Annotated in this window: 17 protein-coding genes and 1 other RNA gene; 14 read left to right on the forward strand and 4 right to left on the reverse strand. The window is 29.7% G+C overall.

Going from position 1 to position 16,589, the window contains the following annotated elements:
• From Q0049_RS14655 to Q0049_RS14680, 6 genes are all read left to right on the forward strand, one after another.
• Nucleotides 1–339, forward strand: a complete 339-nt coding sequence (locus Q0049_RS14655) for a hypothetical protein (RefSeq protein WP_298121344.1) — start codon at nucleotides 1–3, stop codon at nucleotides 337–339.
• 268 nt (nucleotides 340–607) lie between these two features.
• Complete coding sequence (locus Q0049_RS14660; RefSeq protein WP_298121347.1) at nucleotides 608–2,074, forward strand: two-component regulator propeller domain-containing protein; 1,467 nt, start codon at nucleotides 608–610, stop codon at nucleotides 2,072–2,074.
• A gap of 216 nt (nucleotides 2,075–2,290) precedes the next feature.
• A complete protein-coding gene (locus Q0049_RS14665; protein WP_298121349.1) occupies nucleotides 2,291–3,100 on the forward strand; it encodes a hypothetical protein in 810 nt (269 codons plus the stop codon).
• A gap of 269 nt (nucleotides 3,101–3,369) precedes the next feature.
• Nucleotides 3,370–4,068: a hypothetical protein gene (locus Q0049_RS14670; protein WP_298121351.1), complete on the forward strand. Its 699-nt coding sequence runs from the start codon at nucleotides 3,370–3,372 to the stop codon at nucleotides 4,066–4,068.
• The gene (locus Q0049_RS14675; RefSeq protein WP_298121352.1) at nucleotides 4,061–5,380 is read left to right on the forward strand and encodes a DGQHR domain-containing protein; all 1,320 of its coding nucleotides are present in this window, start codon (nucleotides 4,061–4,063) and stop codon (nucleotides 5,378–5,380) included. The genes Q0049_RS14670 and Q0049_RS14675 overlap by 8 nt, the downstream gene beginning before the upstream one ends.
• Nucleotides 5,381–5,577: 197 nt before the next feature.
• Nucleotides 5,578–6,030 (forward strand): hypothetical protein, encoded by a 453-nt coding sequence (locus tag Q0049_RS14680; RefSeq protein ID WP_298121353.1) that lies wholly within the window; start codon nucleotides 5,578–5,580, stop codon nucleotides 6,028–6,030.
• Between the two features lie 149 nt (nucleotides 6,031–6,179).
• Here the strand turns inward: Q0049_RS14680 and Q0049_RS14685 are convergent, their stop codons facing one another.
• On the reverse strand, nucleotides 6,180–7,523 hold the full coding sequence (locus Q0049_RS14685) for a DEAD/DEAH box helicase (protein ID WP_298121354.1): 1,344 nt from the start codon (nucleotides 7,521–7,523) through the stop codon (nucleotides 6,180–6,182).
• Nucleotides 7,524–7,698: 175 nt separating this feature from the next.
• Here Q0049_RS14685 and Q0049_RS14690 point away from each other — a divergent pair, with 175 nt between their 5' ends.
• The gene (locus Q0049_RS14690; RefSeq protein WP_298121926.1) at nucleotides 7,699–9,426 is read left to right on the forward strand and encodes a hypothetical protein; all 1,728 of its coding nucleotides are present in this window, start codon (nucleotides 7,699–7,701) and stop codon (nucleotides 9,424–9,426) included.
• A gap of 135 nt (nucleotides 9,427–9,561) precedes the next feature.
• Here Q0049_RS14690 and Q0049_RS14695 read toward each other — a convergent pair whose 3' ends face one another.
• A complete protein-coding gene (locus Q0049_RS14695) occupies nucleotides 9,562–10,023 on the reverse strand; it encodes a GNAT family N-acetyltransferase (protein ID WP_298121356.1) in 462 nt (153 codons plus the stop codon).
• 669 nt (nucleotides 10,024–10,692) lie between these two features.
• Nucleotides 10,693–11,295: an NUDIX domain-containing protein gene (locus Q0049_RS14700; RefSeq protein WP_298121359.1), complete on the reverse strand. Its 603-nt coding sequence runs from the start codon at nucleotides 11,293–11,295 to the stop codon at nucleotides 10,693–10,695.
• A gap of 7 nt (nucleotides 11,296–11,302) precedes the next feature.
• On the opposite strand from Q0049_RS14700, the gene pyrE reads away from it, so the two are divergent.
• The 5 genes from pyrE (at nucleotide 11,303) to Q0049_RS14725 (ending at nucleotide 15,003) form a co-directional block, all read left to right on the forward strand.
• Entirely contained in the window at nucleotides 11,303–11,944 is a 642-nt protein-coding gene (pyrE, locus tag Q0049_RS14705; RefSeq protein ID WP_298121361.1) for an orotate phosphoribosyltransferase, read from the forward strand.
• 102 nt (nucleotides 11,945–12,046) lie between these two features.
• A complete protein-coding gene (locus Q0049_RS14710; protein ID WP_298121365.1) occupies nucleotides 12,047–12,439 on the forward strand; it encodes an SRPBCC family protein in 393 nt (130 codons plus the stop codon).
• Between the two features lie 108 nt (nucleotides 12,440–12,547).
• Nucleotides 12,548–13,894 (forward strand): DEAD/DEAH box helicase, encoded by a 1,347-nt coding sequence (locus Q0049_RS14715; protein WP_298121368.1) that lies wholly within the window; start codon nucleotides 12,548–12,550, stop codon nucleotides 13,892–13,894.
• Nucleotides 13,895–14,070: 176 nt separating this feature from the next.
• Nucleotides 14,071–14,469: a transfer-messenger RNA gene (ssrA, locus tag Q0049_RS14720) on the forward strand.
• 108 nt (nucleotides 14,470–14,577) lie between these two features.
• Complete coding sequence (locus tag Q0049_RS14725; protein ID WP_298121371.1) at nucleotides 14,578–15,003, forward strand: hypothetical protein; 426 nt, start codon at nucleotides 14,578–14,580, stop codon at nucleotides 15,001–15,003.
• A 4-nt stretch (nucleotides 15,004–15,007) separates the two neighbouring features.
• On the opposite strand, the gene Q0049_RS14730 is transcribed toward Q0049_RS14725, so the two are convergent.
• Complete coding sequence (locus Q0049_RS14730; RefSeq protein ID WP_298121374.1) at nucleotides 15,008–15,322, reverse strand: rhodanese-like domain-containing protein; 315 nt, start codon at nucleotides 15,320–15,322, stop codon at nucleotides 15,008–15,010.
• Between the two features lie 137 nt (nucleotides 15,323–15,459).
• Here Q0049_RS14730 and Q0049_RS14735 point away from each other — a divergent pair, with 137 nt between their 5' ends.
• Both Q0049_RS14735 and Q0049_RS14740 read left to right on the forward strand, forming a co-directional pair.
• A complete protein-coding gene (locus Q0049_RS14735; protein WP_298121377.1) occupies nucleotides 15,460–15,918 on the forward strand; it encodes a MarR family transcriptional regulator in 459 nt (152 codons plus the stop codon).
• Between the two features lie 8 nt (nucleotides 15,919–15,926).
• Nucleotides 15,927–16,559: an NAD(P)H-dependent oxidoreductase gene (locus tag Q0049_RS14740; RefSeq protein ID WP_298121380.1), complete on the forward strand. Its 633-nt coding sequence runs from the start codon at nucleotides 15,927–15,929 to the stop codon at nucleotides 16,557–16,559.
• Nucleotides 16,560–16,589: the final 30 nt, after the last annotated feature.

The following is a 16,589-nucleotide window of genomic DNA, read 5'->3' on the forward strand; positions in this document are numbered from 1 at the left end:
ATGAAAAAGAAACTTTTATTAATATTTTTAGTTGTTTTTTTAATTTCTTGTAATAAAAAAATCTATGGAGTATACAACACAAAACATTCAACTGATAAAAGTTCGTTTTTTGAAATAAAATTAAATTCCGATAATTCTTTTGAAAGAAAAGAAATTCACACAATTACAATAAATTCTAAAGGAAGTTGGGTTAAAATAAATAATGAAATAATTTGTTATGAACACCAAAATGAACAAGGTTTTCCTGCTGATACTTTAATATTTAAAATTGTTGGAAAAAAATTATTTATAGTTAGAGAAGGCATTATTAATAAATCAAATTATTTAATAAAAAATTAATTCTAAATCAATCTGCGTTGCCAAAATTTCTATTGGTTACTTTTTTAAATAGTTAGAAATACATTTTCATATACTATAAAAGCTAAAAGTTATAACTAATTTTTAGCTTTTTTTATTGAATGAGGAAAACCGTAATTGTTGTTGTTGGGATTTTTATATATTTACGATTGATAAGAAATGCTTATGAGTTTTTGTGAATTAAACATCCATAATGTATAAGTAGAAATCTTTTAAAACATTAATACCAAACAGAAATAAAACACTAAAAATGACAAAAAAATTAATCTTATTAATTACTTTATTAATCTCAGTTTCAATTAATGCTCAAAACATTTTTCCAAAAAAATTAGAGAATTGTAAAACAGATAGATTCTGTTTGGATTGTGGAGATGTAAAAACCAATGTTGACCAAACAAAATTCAATATCTTAATTGAAAAACTTAATTCCAGTAATAATTTATATGGTATTAAAGGAAAAGTAAAATTTCAAGTTTTAGTTGATTCTTTAGGTCAAGCATGTGTTCTTAGCCATACTGATGTTTCAGAAAATATTATCACCAAAAATATTGTAGTAGCATTAAATAACTTCGATGGTTATATAGTAGCAAAAACAAAAGATAAAAATGAACAAAAAACTTCATTCAATCTATCATTTGAAATTGATAATGGTAAAATGAATGGAAAAGTTGAAAGAGTTGACATAGAAAGTTTTGAAAAATCATTCGATAAACCAACAAAACCTGAAGTTTATAATAAAGACTACACATATAAAAACAAAAACTTAAAAAAGTATAAATTTTCAATATGGAATTCTGAAAATTCAAGTTTATCAGATAATTCAATAGATAATTTTAGTTTTGATAATGACAATAATCTTTGGATAATCGCTAACAAAGATGTTCAAAAATTTAATGGTCAAAATTTCGAAAAAATTGAGAAGAATGAAACTGACGATAAAAACTTTTCTTCCTATTTTGCTATTTGTACCGATAACAATAATGTAAAATGGTTTGATGGACTAAAAAGTATTTATAATTACAGTGATAAATGGTCGAAACTTGACCAAAGTGAAATTGGAATTGATGGAGCATATGATATAATTAATAACAAAAAAAATAATGAACTATTCTTTTGTTCCGACAAAGGATTAACTATATATAAAAATGGAGAATGGAATACATTAAATAAAGAAAAATTACCTGAATTGCCTTCTAATAGGGTTTATTTTGCTAAAAGAGATTCAAAAAACAGAATTTGGATTGGAACTTTTAGTGGAACATTAATGATTGATGAAAACGGAAAAGCTACAAATTTTGAAAACACTGAAACTATATTAAAAGGTCAATGTATTACTTCTATGGATGAAGATGAAAAAGGCAATTTATATTTTAGTTTATTTGAATTTGATTTAAAGAAAAATCCTGGTAAAATTAACAAAAATGAAGGTATCGGAATTTTGAACTCAGATGGTAAATGGCAACAACTTACAACATCAAACTCAGGATTACCTTATAATCATACAAACTGCGTTCTTTATGACAAGAAAGAAAAAGTATTATGGATTTCAACAGACAGAGCAGGTTTAGTTAGATATGATTTAAAAGATAGTTGGGAAAACTATCATAATGAAAATTCAAAAATTCCAACATCTTACATATCTACTATGGCATTTGATAAAGATGGAAATTTATTTTTAGCAACAAGACAAGGAATTGTAAAAATTGAAAAAAAATAAGTTTTTATAACTTAATCGAAAGTTTCAGACTTAAACCTCCACCATCTCAAAGCCACTAAAAGCTAAAACTAATTTTTGGCTTTTTTTTTTATGGAATGAGGAAAACCGTAATTGTTGTTGAAACTTATTTTATACATTTACGATTGATAATAAATGTTTGCCAATTGTCAATTTTTTTTTGAAAATATAAACAAGTTAGTAGAAATTTTAAGGAAAATGAAAAAAATAATATTTTATTTAATTGTAGGATTAACTATATTTAGTTGTAAATCTGATGATTCAAATTCAAATAAGAATTATCTTAAATCGTATTATAATGATGCTATAGATACTGAAATATTATATGAATATGACAACGATTTCTTAACCAAAGTATCTTATTCTAATTATGGAACAACCACTTTCAAATATGATAATAGAGGAAGATTGCATCTAAAGACTTATGGAAGCCAAACATACTCTTATGAATATGACAATCAAAACAGATTGATTAAAGAAATTAAAAATGGTACAAGCGATTATATAACTTTAAGCTATTCAACAGGTAAAGTTATTGTTACTGAACATTCATCTAATAATAGCACAAATTTAGTCTCTGAAATTTTTATCGATAATTTGGGTAGAGTAATTAAAACTGTTCAAATGACTCCTACTTACACATCTCAATATCTAATAGAAGAGTTAACATATGATATTAATGGAAATATGATAAACTGCTTGTTTTCAGGTAATGTTAACAATGAGCCAGATTTATCTATAAATTTTCAGTTTGACAACAAAATAAATCCTATTTATATTTCATATAAAAAATTATACAATAGCATTTATTATCTTGAATTTAGAAATAGTTTTTTCTCTGATTCAATAAATCCAAATAATATTATTAGCCATGGGACAACTTCATCCACTTCAACAAGAAATATTACATACAATGTTGACAATTTACCAACTAAAATAATCAATTCTACAATTCAAAATGGCTCATCTCAACAAACTACGGCAACAGCTTTTTATGAATATTATTAAAAAACTTCTTTAAAGACCGGTTTCAAAAAATTGGTGTTTCCATGATTTAATTTAAAGTTTTCAATTGCAAAAAAATATTTAAAAAGCTAAAAATTAAAACTAATTTTTAGCTTTTTTTTTATGGAATGAGGAAAACCGTAATTTTTGTAGAAACAAATTTTATATATTTACGATTAATAACAAACGCTTACAAATAATTGTAAATGTTTGTTTGTGGCGACTACATACAAGTTAGCAACAATGATGACTAAAAACGAAAACATCAACATATGAAACAATTCAATAATCTATTAAACTACTTTTCTGCTATAATTTTGTTTATGGCTGTATTAGGTTTTATGTTTTTAAGTTACAATCATCTAAAAAAAGAAGATCCACCAAAAAAAATAATAATTTCTTATTCTACAAATAAAGATTCTTTAAATAAATATTCGGAATTTAATAAAATCGATTCATTAGTCAAAGAGTTAAAGAATATTTCCAATAGTATTCACGAGAGACAGATAAAAGAAATAAAAGAAGATGAAGAAAAAGATTTTTTTAATAAGTTCTATTCAATTGTAGTTGCCGTAATTTTAGTAATTGCAGGTTTTTTTGGATATAAAAACATATCAGAAATTAAACAAAAAGCTATTGAAGATGCGAAAGAAGCAGCAGAAATTAAAGCTAGTGCCGTAGCAGAAACAAAAGCTATTGAAGTGTCCGAAAGAGAATTTAATTTAATTTTCACTCAACAATATAGAGCAGAAGTTATGGCTCAAGCAACACAGGCTTTTTCAGAAACTTTTGAAACAGAATATGCGAGGATTCATTCTCTATACATTGAATTGGATAGAAGAATTCAAGCTCTTGAACCTCCTATCGACCCAAATTTAGACAATGAAAATGATTTGCCAAACGATGACGAAAATTTACCTGATAATGATGCTGATACTAATGAACCATTAAACCCATTTGGAAATGAATAAGATAATTGAAATAAAAGGGTTTACAGTTAATCAATTGACCCACAAACCAATAGCTACAACTTCAATTAAATTTGAAGACTTAATAAAAATTGTAAAATTTACAGCAAGAGAATCGAGTGATTTCGATCCCTTTAAACCTATGCAAAATATTGAACATTTGGCTAACAAAGCTAATGATCAATACTTTCAACGATTGACAAATGATGACAGAGTAAAAGGAATTTATTTATATTTAATTGATGAAATAAATAACAAATTTGAGAGAAAAAAAAATGCACTAGGTTCATTCCCTACTTCAATAATATTAGCGATAGATTTAAATGATCAATTTGAATCTAAAGATGATTACATAAAAAATGTTATTAGTTTAGATAAAAATGATCTTATTGGCGCACATTTTGAAATTAATGATAGAATAATAACGATAAGCATTCTAAATAGAAATAACACATTAATAGTTGATGGTCAACATAGATTAGCAGCTATGTTAAAGTTATTTAATGATGCCAAAGAAAAAAACATAAAATTTGGTAGAAAATCATTAATTGAAAAGTATCCAAATTTGAATTATGATACAATTTTAGAGTATTTGAATGGATTTGAATTAAATTGTACGCTTTTACTTGGCTTTGACATTTGGGAACAAGGAAAGGTTTTTGCTGATGTAAACTTTAATCAAAAACCAGTTAATAAATCCCTTTATTATGACATTTTTGGATCATTTCCTGATCCAGATAAAAACGATATTTTTTTAGCCCATATGCTTGTTCTTCATTTAAATAATAATAAAGATTCCGTAATTAAAGGTTATATTAAATTACTTGGTACTGGTAGCGGATATTTTTCGCAAGCATTTTTTGTTGAGGCAATATTAGAACATTTAAAACCAAAAGGTATATGGGCAGATATTCCTATGGACTATTTAAATGAAGGGAAAAAATTTGAGATTCTACCTAAATTTTTGAAATCATACTTGAAATCAATTAAAGAAAATTTTAAAGATTTTTGGCCAAAAGAGACATATGAAAAAGGACAAAAGTATGATAGCATTTTAGTAAAAACGACTGGAATGGGTGCTTTAATAAAATTAATGAGTCCAATATACAGAGATTTAATTAGAAAGAAAATAGATTTTAATACTATCGAAGAAACTGAATTAAAGAAAGAATTTGATAAAATATTGAGTCCAATTTCTGATAAAGGAATTCATTATTTTTCAAAAACTTCAAACTTTTCTGGAGCTGGAAGTTTAGGATTACAAAATAAATTATATCAAAAATTAGGAGAAGATATTGGGTATTTTAAATTTTAATAAATAATCACTGTTGCTAACACAGGTTTTACGCTATTGCTAGGCTTGGAATTTATTTGGAAGCAATAGTGATTATTTTTTTCTTTTATTCACGTTTTTTCTTTCTAACTTTCGGTATATTTGTTATCACCAGTCTTTAAAATACGCAACAGGCGTAAAGCCTGGGAACGTTATAGGTCATTTCTTAAAACAGCATAATGATGATTGATTCATATTTAAACTTGTCAGCTCAAATAGTTGCAATAATTGCTTCGATTGTACCAGTAATTCTTCTATTTAAAAATCGTGAAGCTAACACTCGTAAAATTCTTAAATCTGATCTTGAAATTTTAAAGATGCTGAATCCAAATGATAAATCTTATCAATTAGTAAAAAATCAGATTGATCAAACAATTGAAAATAATTACGGTGGAGAAAAGTATAAGTTAGCAATATATCATTGGACTGAATTTATTTTAGGAATTTTGATGGTAGCTTTTTCCTATTTTACCTATACAATATTTTTAAAAGTTTCAGCAAATGAGATGTCATTTATGCTATTTCTAATTAAGTGGTTTGGACTACTAGTATTTCCTATAAACGGTATAATCTTTATAATCTCTTCGTTACGCAAAACAAGTTTAATATACTTGTACAAATATCAGAGGTAATTGAAACGACCTATAACAGCGGCTATCAGCTATTGCTGGTTTTTCTTGAGTTGTACTTCTTTCTTTACTAAAATATTTTATCTTAGTAGAAAGTACGCAGTTCGCTAGCATCGCAACAGTCGCAAAGCCGTGGTACGTTTTTTTTATACCTACTCCTCTTTCTTAACAACCTTCCTAGCAACCTCAATTTTAAACTTTTTGCCTTTCATTTTTTCATCACGAATGTTAGCCAGAAATTGTTTTACTTTATTAGATTTTACGGCTGCAAACGAAATGAAATCTTTTACTTCAATCAAACCTAAATCGCCTTTTTCTAGTTTTCCTTTTTGAGAAAAGAAACCTACAATGTCAATTTTATTCAATTTGTTTTTCTTTCCGCCACTTACATAAATCGTTTGAAATTCGGGTGGTTTTGGTAAAGTGGTCGCGTTTTCTACATTTAAAACAGGCATTTTATAATCTAAATACTCCATTTTTTTCTCACTTTCGTGCGCAATAATGTACGCCGTTCCTGAAGCTAACATTCTAGCCGTACGACCATTTCTGTGGGTAAATTCGTCTTCTTTTAACGGCAAATGATAATGAATAACATGTTTCATTTCGGGAATGTCCAATCCACGTGCTGCTAAATCGGTCGTGATTAAATAACTCACACTTCCGTTTCTAAACTGAATCAAAGCGCGTTCGCGTTCGTCTTGATTCATTCCACCGTGATAATACGTCGAATAAATTCCTTTTTCGTTCAAAGTGTCGCTAATGCGTTCGGCAGCATCACGATGGTTGCAAAAAATAATCGCCGCTTCCGATTTTAAAGAACAAATCAAATTGAAAAGCGAATTGATTTTGTCTTTTTCCTTAGAAACGACCATTTTCAAACTCAAATTGCTACTCGAATCTTCCGCTGGAATAAAATCCAAAACCGTCGGATTCAAAACGCGTGTATATTTCGGAATTTCAATATCGGAAGTCGCCGAAACCAAAACGCGTTTGTTCAACTTGTTCAATCTCGAAATGATAAAACTCATTTGCTCGTGAAATCCCAATTGCAACGACTTATCAAATTCATCCAAAACCAACGTCTGAATGGCATCCACATTAAAAGTTCCTCTGTCCAAATGATCAGCAATTCGACCAGGCGTTCCAATTAAAATCGCCGGCGGATTTGACAAATTCTTAATTTCCGTTTCAATAGAATGTCCACCATAACAAACATTTACTTTGTAATCGGTGCCCATTTTCTTCCAAACTTGTTCGATTTGCAAACCCAATTCACGCGATGGAACTAAAATTAAACATTGAACGTCTTTACAAGTATCGTCCACCATTTGAAAAATTGGCAATAAAAAAGCTAGCGTTTTTCCAGAACCTGTTGGTGAAAGTAGTAAAACATTGGCATCGTTCAAGATAGTTTCTTGCGCTGCAACTTGCATTTCGTTGAGTTCCTCAATACCTAAATTAAGAAGAACATTGTTGGAATGTGGATTTTTATTCATTTGGCAAAGGTAACTAAAAAAGTTGCGAGTTTCGGGTTACGAGTTTCGAGTTGCGTGTTGAAGGTTTCGAGTTTTGAAATTGATATTTGATATTGAAGTTGCTATTGATATTGAAATTGAAATTGACATTGAAATTGATTTTTTAATTACATTTGAACTCCTAAAAAAAATTACGATGCGTTTTATAAAAGTTGCTTTCCTCCTATTTACAACAATTATTTTGGCTCAAAATGATTCGAAATACACTACTTATTTTGAAAAAGGAAACGGAAATCAAAGTGCTGATTATCAAGAAATCCTTCGTTATTATGAGCAATTGGATTTGGATTTTGAAAGCATTCAAGTTTTAAATATGGGTGAAACTGATAGTGGCGAAGACTTGCAAGTTGTGATTTTCAATCCTGAAAAAGTATTTGATTTGAATTTTGCGTCTTCCGAAAAAAGCATCTTACTAATCAATAACGGAATTCACGCCGGCGAACCTGACGGAATTGATGCGACCATGCAATTGTACCGCGATTTCGCTTTAGGAAAAATCAAAGTTCCAAAAAATGTGATTGTGGTTGCTATTCCGGTGTATAATATTGGTGGTTGTTTGAATAGAAATTCGACGACGCGCGTCAATCAAGATGGTCCAGAGGAATATGGTTTTCGTGGAAATGCCAGAAACTTTGATTTGAACAGAGATTTCATAAAATCAGACACTAAAAACACACATAGTTTTTATAAAATATTTCAAGAATTCAATCCCGATATTTTCATAGACAATCACGTGAGTAATGGCGCAGATTATCAATATACGTTGACGTACATCATGACCGAACCTAAGAAATTAGGAACTGCTTTAGGCGATTATATGAAAAACGAATTGACGCCTTCGATTTTAAAAGATTTACAACAAAAAAAGATAGAAACCACGCCTTATGTAAATGTTTGGCACGGCACACCAGACGAAGGTTTTCAGCAGTTTTTTGAAAGTCCGAGGTATGCCACAGGTTACACTTCGTTGTTCAATACGATTGGTTTTGTTGTTGAAACGCACATGTTGAAAAATTACGCCAGTCGTGTGAAAGCTACTTATGAGTTTATGGTTTCCACAATAAATTTTGCTGATAAAAATTATAAAATCATAAAATCCAAACGATTAGAAAACAGAAACCAATTTCAACCGAAAAGTGATTACACAATCAAATGGGAAATTGACACGACCAAAATTACTAAAATTCCGTTTCTTGGTTACGAAGGAAAATACAAAAAAAGTGATGTAACAACAGGCAAACGATTGTATTACGATAGAAAACTTCCGTTTACAAAATACATTCCTTTCTTGGCAGATTATAAATCGGTTCAAACGGTGAAAATTCCGAATGCTTATGTCATTCCGCAAGGATTTTGGCCTGTAATTGATCGTTTGAAAGAAAACAAATTAGAATTCAGAAGATTGAAAACGGATACAATAATTGAAGTAGAAAGTTATAGAATTGCTGATTATAAAACAGCGAAAAATGCTTACGAAGGACATTATCCACACAACAGTACAAAAATTGTAAGCTCTAAAATAAAAATGAATTTTAGAAAAGGTGATTATTTGTTCAAAACCGACCAAATGGGTGTGAAATTTCTAGTAGAAACCTTAGAACCAGAGGCGATGGACAGTTTTTTTAATTGGAACTTTTTTGACACTTTGTTGCAACAAAAAGAAGGCTATTCCGATTATGTTTTTGAAGATTTAGCCAATGAGTATTTGAACAAAAATCCAGAATTGCGCGCCAAATTAGAACAAAAGAAATTGGAAGACAAAGCCTTTGCAGATAACCCAGAAGCACAATTGGATTGGGTTCATAAAAATTCTATTTATTACGAAAAAGCACACTTGCAATATCCAGTTTATAGAATAAATTGAGTTTCTAAACCACATAGAAACATAGTTTTAGAAAACTGAATTAGACGTTTCACTTTTGAGAGATTTCATAGAGCTATGTGAACCAATTCATTGGCTATGAATAACTATTTTCTATGTATCTATGTGGTTTAAAATTTATTTTGAAATAATTTTAACAGCCGAAATTTTATCGGTTTCAATTCGAATTCGTTCACAAAGTGAAAAACCATTTTTAAGATAAAAGTTCAACGGAGAAACATAAGCTGTTCCGTCCGATTTTAGGTCATTAATATGATCAATAACCCAACCTGATAGCTTACTTTCAATAGATTTCAAATGATTTAATAATTGTGTTCCGAAACCTTGATTTTTAATTTTAGAATTGATGATTATGGCAAACCATTTTTCGTTTTCTCTTGTAAATGTTATCGCCCAACCTATAATTTCATTGGAATCGTTATAAAGAAAATAATGATTTACATGATTTAAATTATTTAAATAAGTTTCTAAATCTTCAATAGAATTATACGAAATTTTCTCAGGATATTCGTCATTCCAAAGTTGGAAGATGATTTCCTTTTCTTCAAATGATACATCAGATTTTGATACTATTCTCATTTTCTTCTTCAAACAACAATTTTATATTTTCGTACGAGTTTTTCAAAGCATCTTGAACTTCTTCTGGTTTTAAAACACATAGAAACATAGTTTTAGAAAACTTAATTAGACGTTTCACTTTTTTGAAGGTTTTCATAGCTATGTAAACCAATTCATTGGCTATGAAAAACTATTTACTATGAAACTATGTGGTTTAAATTAATTTTGAAATAATTTTAAGCTCAAATTTTTTTTCAAATCTCTTTTTAATTAAAATTTTAAATATTTCTGTTAACACATATGAAACAGTAATAAAAATCAAGAAAAAACAATTTGGAAATATCTCAAAAGTTTCACTTTGTTTATACAATTCAAAATTAAGTACAATAAAAAAAAGAATAATTATTATCAACGAAACAATTTTTGTTCTTTTCAATAAATCAACTTCATAAGTAATTAAATAAGTTTCTGACTTTTTAATAAATGTTCCATTAATTCTAATCAACTTTTGCGAAGCACTATGTGTATTGCTACTTAAATCAAATTTTGCTTTGCCAAATTTTCCGTTAAAGGGTTTTCCATCGAAAACTTTTGGTGTGAAAAACCAAAAACTTGGTTCCACTCCAACGAGATTTTTCAATTTTTCCTCAAAATTTTGACATTCAGCTGTAAATTTCATCGAAGTTCAAATTAAGAATAACTATTTTCTTCTTCAAACAACAATTTTATATTTTCATACGAGTTTTTCAAAGCATCTTGAACTTCTTCAGGTTTTAACCAAACCGCTTTTTTAATTCCTTCTTCTTTTTGAGGCGTTAATTTTTCTTCAAAGTCAGTTTTCATTTCAAACCAATGCGTAATTTTTAATCGGTAAACACCATTACGTTTAAAAACATGATATGTTTTTTGGAGTTTTTTAGTGATTTTCAAACCTTTTACACCTGTTTCTTCTTCCACTTCTCTTACAGAGCAAGCTTCAATTTCTTCACCTTTATCGCAACCGCCTTTTGGCAAATCCCATTTTCCGCCTCTAAAAATGAATAAAACTTCTCCATTTTTGTTGTAAACCAAACCGCCACCAGCTTTTTTTACAGGGATTTTTTCCTTTACTTTTTTCAGAATTTCCTTTTCGTCAGGATAATACAAATAAGCTTTATTAATCTTATTGTTGAACATCTTTACAATAAGCTGTTCAATGTCAACACTTTCAAGCAAAAACAATTGAAAGTCGGTTTCCTTTGCGACTTCATTTGTCAAAAAAAGTGGTTTATCGTTCACAAAAACTTTATACATTTGCAGTATGATTTTTAATAAAGAAACAGCCGAAAAAACAGCCGAATTGCTTTTACAAATAAATGCAATTAAATTGAATCCGTCAAATCCTTTTAAGTGGGCTTCGGGTTGGAACTCACCTATTTATTGCGATAATCGTCTAACGCTTTCATTTCCAGCGATTAGAAATTACATTCGCGATGAATTTTCTAAACAAATTGAAGATATTTATGGCAAACCAGATGTCATTGCAGGTGTTGCAACTGGCGCAATTGGCATTGGCATACTTGTTGCAGAAGAGTTAGGACTGCCATTTGTGTACGTTAGACCAGAGCCAAAAAAGCATGGAAGACAAAATCAAGTGGAAGGTTTTTTACAAAAAGGTCAGAATGTTGTTGTCGTTGAAGATTTGATTTCGACAGGAAATAGTAGTTTGCTTGCCGTTGAAGCTTTGAAAGAAGCTGGTGCCAATGTAAAAGGAATGTTAGCTATTTTTTCTTACGGATTTGATGTTGCTGAAGAAAATTTCAAAAATGCGAATGTAACTTTGAATACATTAAGCAATTACGAACATCTTTTAGAACTTGCTGTAGAAAAACAATACATTACAGAAGAAGAACAAAAAACATTACAAGAATGGCGTAAAAGTCCATCGACTTGGAGTGTGTAAACAGTTTTCGAGTTGCGAGTTGAAAGTTGCGAGTTGAAACCGAAAGAAAAATAATTTAAAATTCACTTTGTGCCTTTGTGCCTTTGTGGTAAAGAAAAAAATATGAACTTAGAAAGTCCAAAGGTTACTGTAGAAAAATCGGCTGAGTATTTGTATACTCAATTGTCAGATGTGAAAAATTTTGAGAAATTAATGCCTGAGAATATTGCTAAATTTGAAGTTCTTGGTGATGACATTTTCAACTTTGGTTTAAAAGGTATGCCAGAAATCAAATTACGATTAAAAGAAGGCGTTCCTTTTTCTAAAGTGAATCTTGCAGCCGCAAGTGACAAACTTCCATTTACATTAGTAGCGAGTATTGATGCTATTTCTGAAAATTCTAGTGAAGTAAAATTAGATTTTGAAGGCGATTTCAATCCAATGATGGCAATGATGATCAAAGGTCCGATTTCAAAATTCATTGAAACTTTGGCTGAAAATATGCATAAGTTATAATCTTAAACAAAATAATAGTATCAAACCTTCTTCTAAAACGAGAAGGTTTTTTTATGAAATTAAACCACAAAAAAGAAATGCTTACCTTTGCGCCAAATTATAAGTAAAATGAACACTTTCGAGCAATTTAATCTTCCTAAATCATTACAAAAAGCAATTGATGAATTAGGATTGACCACACCAACACCAATTCAAGAAAAATCTTTTTCCGTAATTATGTCTGGAAGAGATGTGATGGGAATTGCACAAACCGGAACAGGAAAAACGCTTGCCTATTTATTACCACTTTTAAAACAATGGAAATTTATAGCTACTGATTCTCCTAGAATTGTGGTTTTGGTTCCAACACGTGAATTGGTTGTTCAAATTGTAGATGTAATTGAAAGTTTGACCAAATACATGTCCGTAAGAACACTCGGAATTTATGGTGGCGTTAATATAAATACACAGAAAAAAGCCGTTTATCAAGGAATTGATATTTTGGTAGGAACACCAGGAAGAACCATGGATTTGGCTTTAGATAATGTTATCCGATTTGATTCAGTTCAAAAATTGGTTATCGATGAATTTGATGAAATCCTAAATTTAGGTTTTAGAGCTCAAGTTACTTCAGTACTGACGATGTTAAAAAACAAACGTCAAAACATCCTGTTTTCTGCAACAATGACAGATGAAGTTGATGCCATGTTAGACGAATATTTTGACTTGCCAGAAGAAGTTACTTTGGCAGCATCAGGAACACCATTAGAAAAAATTGAACAATTAGCATATAAAACTCCCAATTTTCTAACCAAATTAAACTTATTAAAAGGTTTACTTCGAGAAGATGAAAGCATGAGTCGCATTTTGATGTTTGTGAACAACAAGAAAATTGCCGACATGGTTGCTAATAGTATTGAGGAAGAATTTCCAGAACAATTTGGATTAATTCATTCCAATAAATCACAAAATTATCGTTTGAATACGATGGCATCGTTCCAAGCTGGTGAACTTCGCGGAATTATTACAACTGATGTAATGGCAAGAGGTTTAGATATTTCGGACGTAACACATGTTATCAATATTGAATTTTCTGAAGTTGAAGAACAATACATTCATAGAATAGGACGAACAGGAAGAGCGGACAAATCGGGAATTGCGATAAGTTTTGTTGCTCCGCATGAAGAGGAAATTTTTATTCAAGCGGAGATTTTGATGGAAAAAGAAATCAAAATTCTTGATTTACCATCGAATATAGAAATTGCAACACGACTTTTGGAATTTGAAAAAGACAAAAAGAAAATCAAGTTTTTATTAAAAAAACCGAAAATTGAAGGTGGTGATGCTTTTCATGAAAAGTCTAAAAAAAATCAGAAAGTCAATCTTGGTGGACCAGCCAAAACAAAACCAAGAAAAACAAAACCTACCAATCGTGGTGTAGAAAAGAAAAGAGCTGCGAAGAGGAAGAATAAGTAAGCAGTCACAGTTTTCAGCTAGCAGTTTTTTACTTTCTGCATAATCTTTTATTATTTATAATTGTTTAAACGATAATTCAGAAGTATATTTGTGGTCTGATTTTTGAGCACTGAACACTGAACACTGAACACTGAACACTGAACACTGAACACTGAACACTGAACATTATAAAAAATGGGGTCGACTGGTTTTGACAGCGAGTGGAATTGATCAGTAAGCACGTCGAGCGTTGTACTTTTAGCTCGTAAATCCAAAGGTGCGAACTTATAAACGGCGAAAATAATTACGCTTTAGCTGCATAATCCGAATTTTAGTACGATTTTGCCACGTTCCTACAAGGTAGGAAAGCTGGATTCACCTCAAAAGCCTTGGTTTATGGCGGTTGGTTTAGGTGAACCGTAAAAGTAAACCTAGGAAAGGTAATGTTTTAAATCCTTTCTGACACTGATAAAACTAAGCAAAAAGTGGCTGTTCTTGGCCTTGCTTTTTGACGAAAATCCAATTAAGAACTAAACGTGTAGAAAGCTTTTTGATTGCTTGTTTGGACCCGAGTTCGATTCTCGGCGACTCCACTTAAAAAGGGATAATTCATACTTTGAATTATCCCTTTTTTTTGTAGAAAACATTCTACGCTAATAAATCCAAAATATTTATCAATTTCGTATATGGTATAAACGACTATTATGACAACATTTCAAGCAAATAACGAAACCATACATTTCAATGATAAATTTGGTTTAATTACAGAAAATCAGATAATTATAACGAATGGTTCTAAAAAAAACAAAGTAAATTTTGATGCAATAAATAGAGTGAACTTAATAAAAAGTAGAGTTTTTTATTTAAACATCTTATCTTTTATATTAAGTATTTCCGTTTTTATCTACACTTTTTTTATATTCAAATCAGAACGATTATTACTTTTCTATGGTCTAATTTTAATTGGAATAACACTTTTAATATATTCTATTGTGCATAAATTTTATGCTTACAGATTGATTATTAAAGAAAAAGACCAATCGATTATTGAAGTGAAAACAACACAAATTAATCGAAAATGTATCAAAGAGTTTTATTTCGCTATTGTCAAAAAAATTCCAAAAAAGTAATTTCCTATTCTACTGATGCTATTTCACCTTCCCAATTCATAAAACCGCCTTCTAAATTGAACGCATTTTCAAATCCCATTTGTTTCATAATGCTACAAGCTTGAGCACTTCTTCCTCCTGCTTTGCAATAAACATAATAGTTTTTAGATTTGTCAAGTTCTTCTAATTTGTATATGAAACCTTGACCTTTATATATGTCATTCAAAATTGCTCCTGGAATAATGCCTTCATTCCATTCGTCTTCTGTTCTAACATCTAAAATTACTGCATTCGTATCTGCTTCTAATTGTGAAGCCCATTCTTGTTGAGATAAGTTCATTTCGTTTATTTTTTTCCAAATTTATAAATTTCATTTTACATCAACATAAAAAGTATTAACAAAAAAATAACATAACGTTTGTATATACAAATAAAAATATATTTACATTTGTACCTACAAATTTGGTAGTTACAATTATGCGAATTGAAGAAATTATAAAATCGAATGTTGCTATGGACGATGCTAAAAAAATTGTTCTAAACATTATGGTGACTCAAAATGTTCTTTCTGAAAAATTTAATGAGGTTTTGAAACCTTATGATTTATCAGGCGAACAGTATAACGTATTACGCATTTTGAGAGGTCAAAAAGGTAATCCTGCAAACATGTGCGTCATTCAAGAACGAATGATTGCTAAAAACAGTAACACTACCCGATTGATCGATAAATTATTATTGAAAGATTTAGTTACTAGAGAAGTTTGTCCTGAAAACAGAAGAAAAATTGAAGTTTTAATTACAGAAAAAGGATTACAATTACTAGAGGAATTAGATCCAAAAGTGTTAGAAAACGAAAAATCGTTTGCCGCAAATTTAAACCAAAATGAATTAATTGAATTGAATACTTTATTAGAAAAATATAGAAACCTTAAATAAAAATTACTATGACACAGTTTATAAAAGACGCTAATTGGCGTTATGCAACTAAAAAATTCGATGCAACAAAAAAAATATCTGCTGAAGATTTTGCAAGTTTAAAAGAAGCAATTCGCTTATCTGCATCTTCTTATGGTTTACAACCTTATAAAATTTTAATTGTAGAAAATCCAGAAGTTAGAGCACAATTACAACCCGCTTCTTGGGGACAATCACAAATTGTTGATGCTTCACATTTATTGGTATTTGCAAATATTACCAACTTTGGAGAGACAGAAATTGATGCAACCATAAATAATATGGCAACAACAAGAAATATTCCAGCAGAAGCACTTCAAGGATATGGAGATTTTATGAAATCTAAATTGGTTGGATTATCGGAAGATGTGAAAAATACTTGGACATCAAAGCAAACTTATTTGGCACTAGGTAATTTATTGAATGCTGCTGCCGAACTTAAAATTGACGTAACTCCAATGGAAGGTTTCGAGCCAGAGAAATACAACGAAATATTAGGCTTAGACAAACTAGGTTTGAATGCATCGCTTGTAGCTACAATTGGTTATCGTCACGAAGAAGATGCAACACAACACTACGCAAAAGTACGAAAATCTAATGAAGAATTATTTGTAACTATATAATTAATAACAATAATCAATAACTCAAAATTT

This window comes from Flavobacterium sp., from assembly GCF_027484205.1.
GTDB lineage: Bacteria > Bacteroidota > Bacteroidia > Flavobacteriales > Flavobacteriaceae > Flavobacterium.

Excerpts from the sequence above, each read along its gene's own strand:
- Q0049_RS14735 (WP_298121377.1), top strand. The coding sequence starts at position 15,460 with ATGCGAATTGAAGAAATTATAAAATCGAATGTTGCTATGGACGATGCT.
- pyrE (WP_298121361.1), top strand. The coding sequence starts at position 11,303 with ATGATTTTTAATAAAGAAACAGCCGAAAAAACAGCCGAATTGCTTTTA.
- Q0049_RS14710 (WP_298121365.1), top strand. The coding sequence starts at position 12,047 with ATGAACTTAGAAAGTCCAAAGGTTACTGTAGAAAAATCGGCTGAGTAT.
- Q0049_RS14715 (WP_298121368.1), top strand. The coding sequence starts at position 12,548 with ATGAACACTTTCGAGCAATTTAATCTTCCTAAATCATTACAAAAAGCA.
- Q0049_RS14700 (WP_298121359.1), bottom strand. The coding sequence starts at position 11,295 with ATGTATAAAGTTTTTGTGAACGATAAACCACTTTTTTTGACAAATGAA.
- Q0049_RS14675 (WP_298121352.1), top strand. The coding sequence starts at position 4,061 with ATGAATAAGATAATTGAAATAAAAGGGTTTACAGTTAATCAATTGACC.
- Q0049_RS14670 (WP_298121351.1), top strand. The coding sequence starts at position 3,370 with ATGAAACAATTCAATAATCTATTAAACTACTTTTCTGCTATAATTTTG.
- Q0049_RS14725 (WP_298121371.1), top strand. The coding sequence starts at position 14,578 with ATGACAACATTTCAAGCAAATAACGAAACCATACATTTCAATGATAAA.
- Q0049_RS14685 (WP_298121354.1), bottom strand. The coding sequence starts at position 7,523 with ATGAATAAAAATCCACATTCCAACAATGTTCTTCTTAATTTAGGTATT.
- Q0049_RS14660 (WP_298121347.1), top strand. The coding sequence starts at position 608 with ATGACAAAAAAATTAATCTTATTAATTACTTTATTAATCTCAGTTTCA.
- Q0049_RS14665 (WP_298121349.1), top strand. The coding sequence starts at position 2,291 with ATGAAAAAAATAATATTTTATTTAATTGTAGGATTAACTATATTTAGT.
- Q0049_RS14680 (WP_298121353.1), top strand. The coding sequence starts at position 5,578 with ATGATGATTGATTCATATTTAAACTTGTCAGCTCAAATAGTTGCAATA.
- Q0049_RS14690 (WP_298121926.1), top strand. The coding sequence starts at position 7,699 with ATGCGTTTTATAAAAGTTGCTTTCCTCCTATTTACAACAATTATTTTG.
- Q0049_RS14655 (WP_298121344.1), top strand. The coding sequence starts at position 1 with ATGAAAAAGAAACTTTTATTAATATTTTTAGTTGTTTTTTTAATTTCT.
- Q0049_RS14730 (WP_298121374.1), bottom strand. The coding sequence starts at position 15,322 with ATGAACTTATCTCAACAAGAATGGGCTTCACAATTAGAAGCAGATACG.
- Q0049_RS14695 (WP_298121356.1), bottom strand. The coding sequence starts at position 10,023 with ATGAGAATAGTATCAAAATCTGATGTATCATTTGAAGAAAAGGAAATC.
- Q0049_RS14740 (WP_298121380.1), top strand. The coding sequence starts at position 15,927 with ATGACACAGTTTATAAAAGACGCTAATTGGCGTTATGCAACTAAAAAA.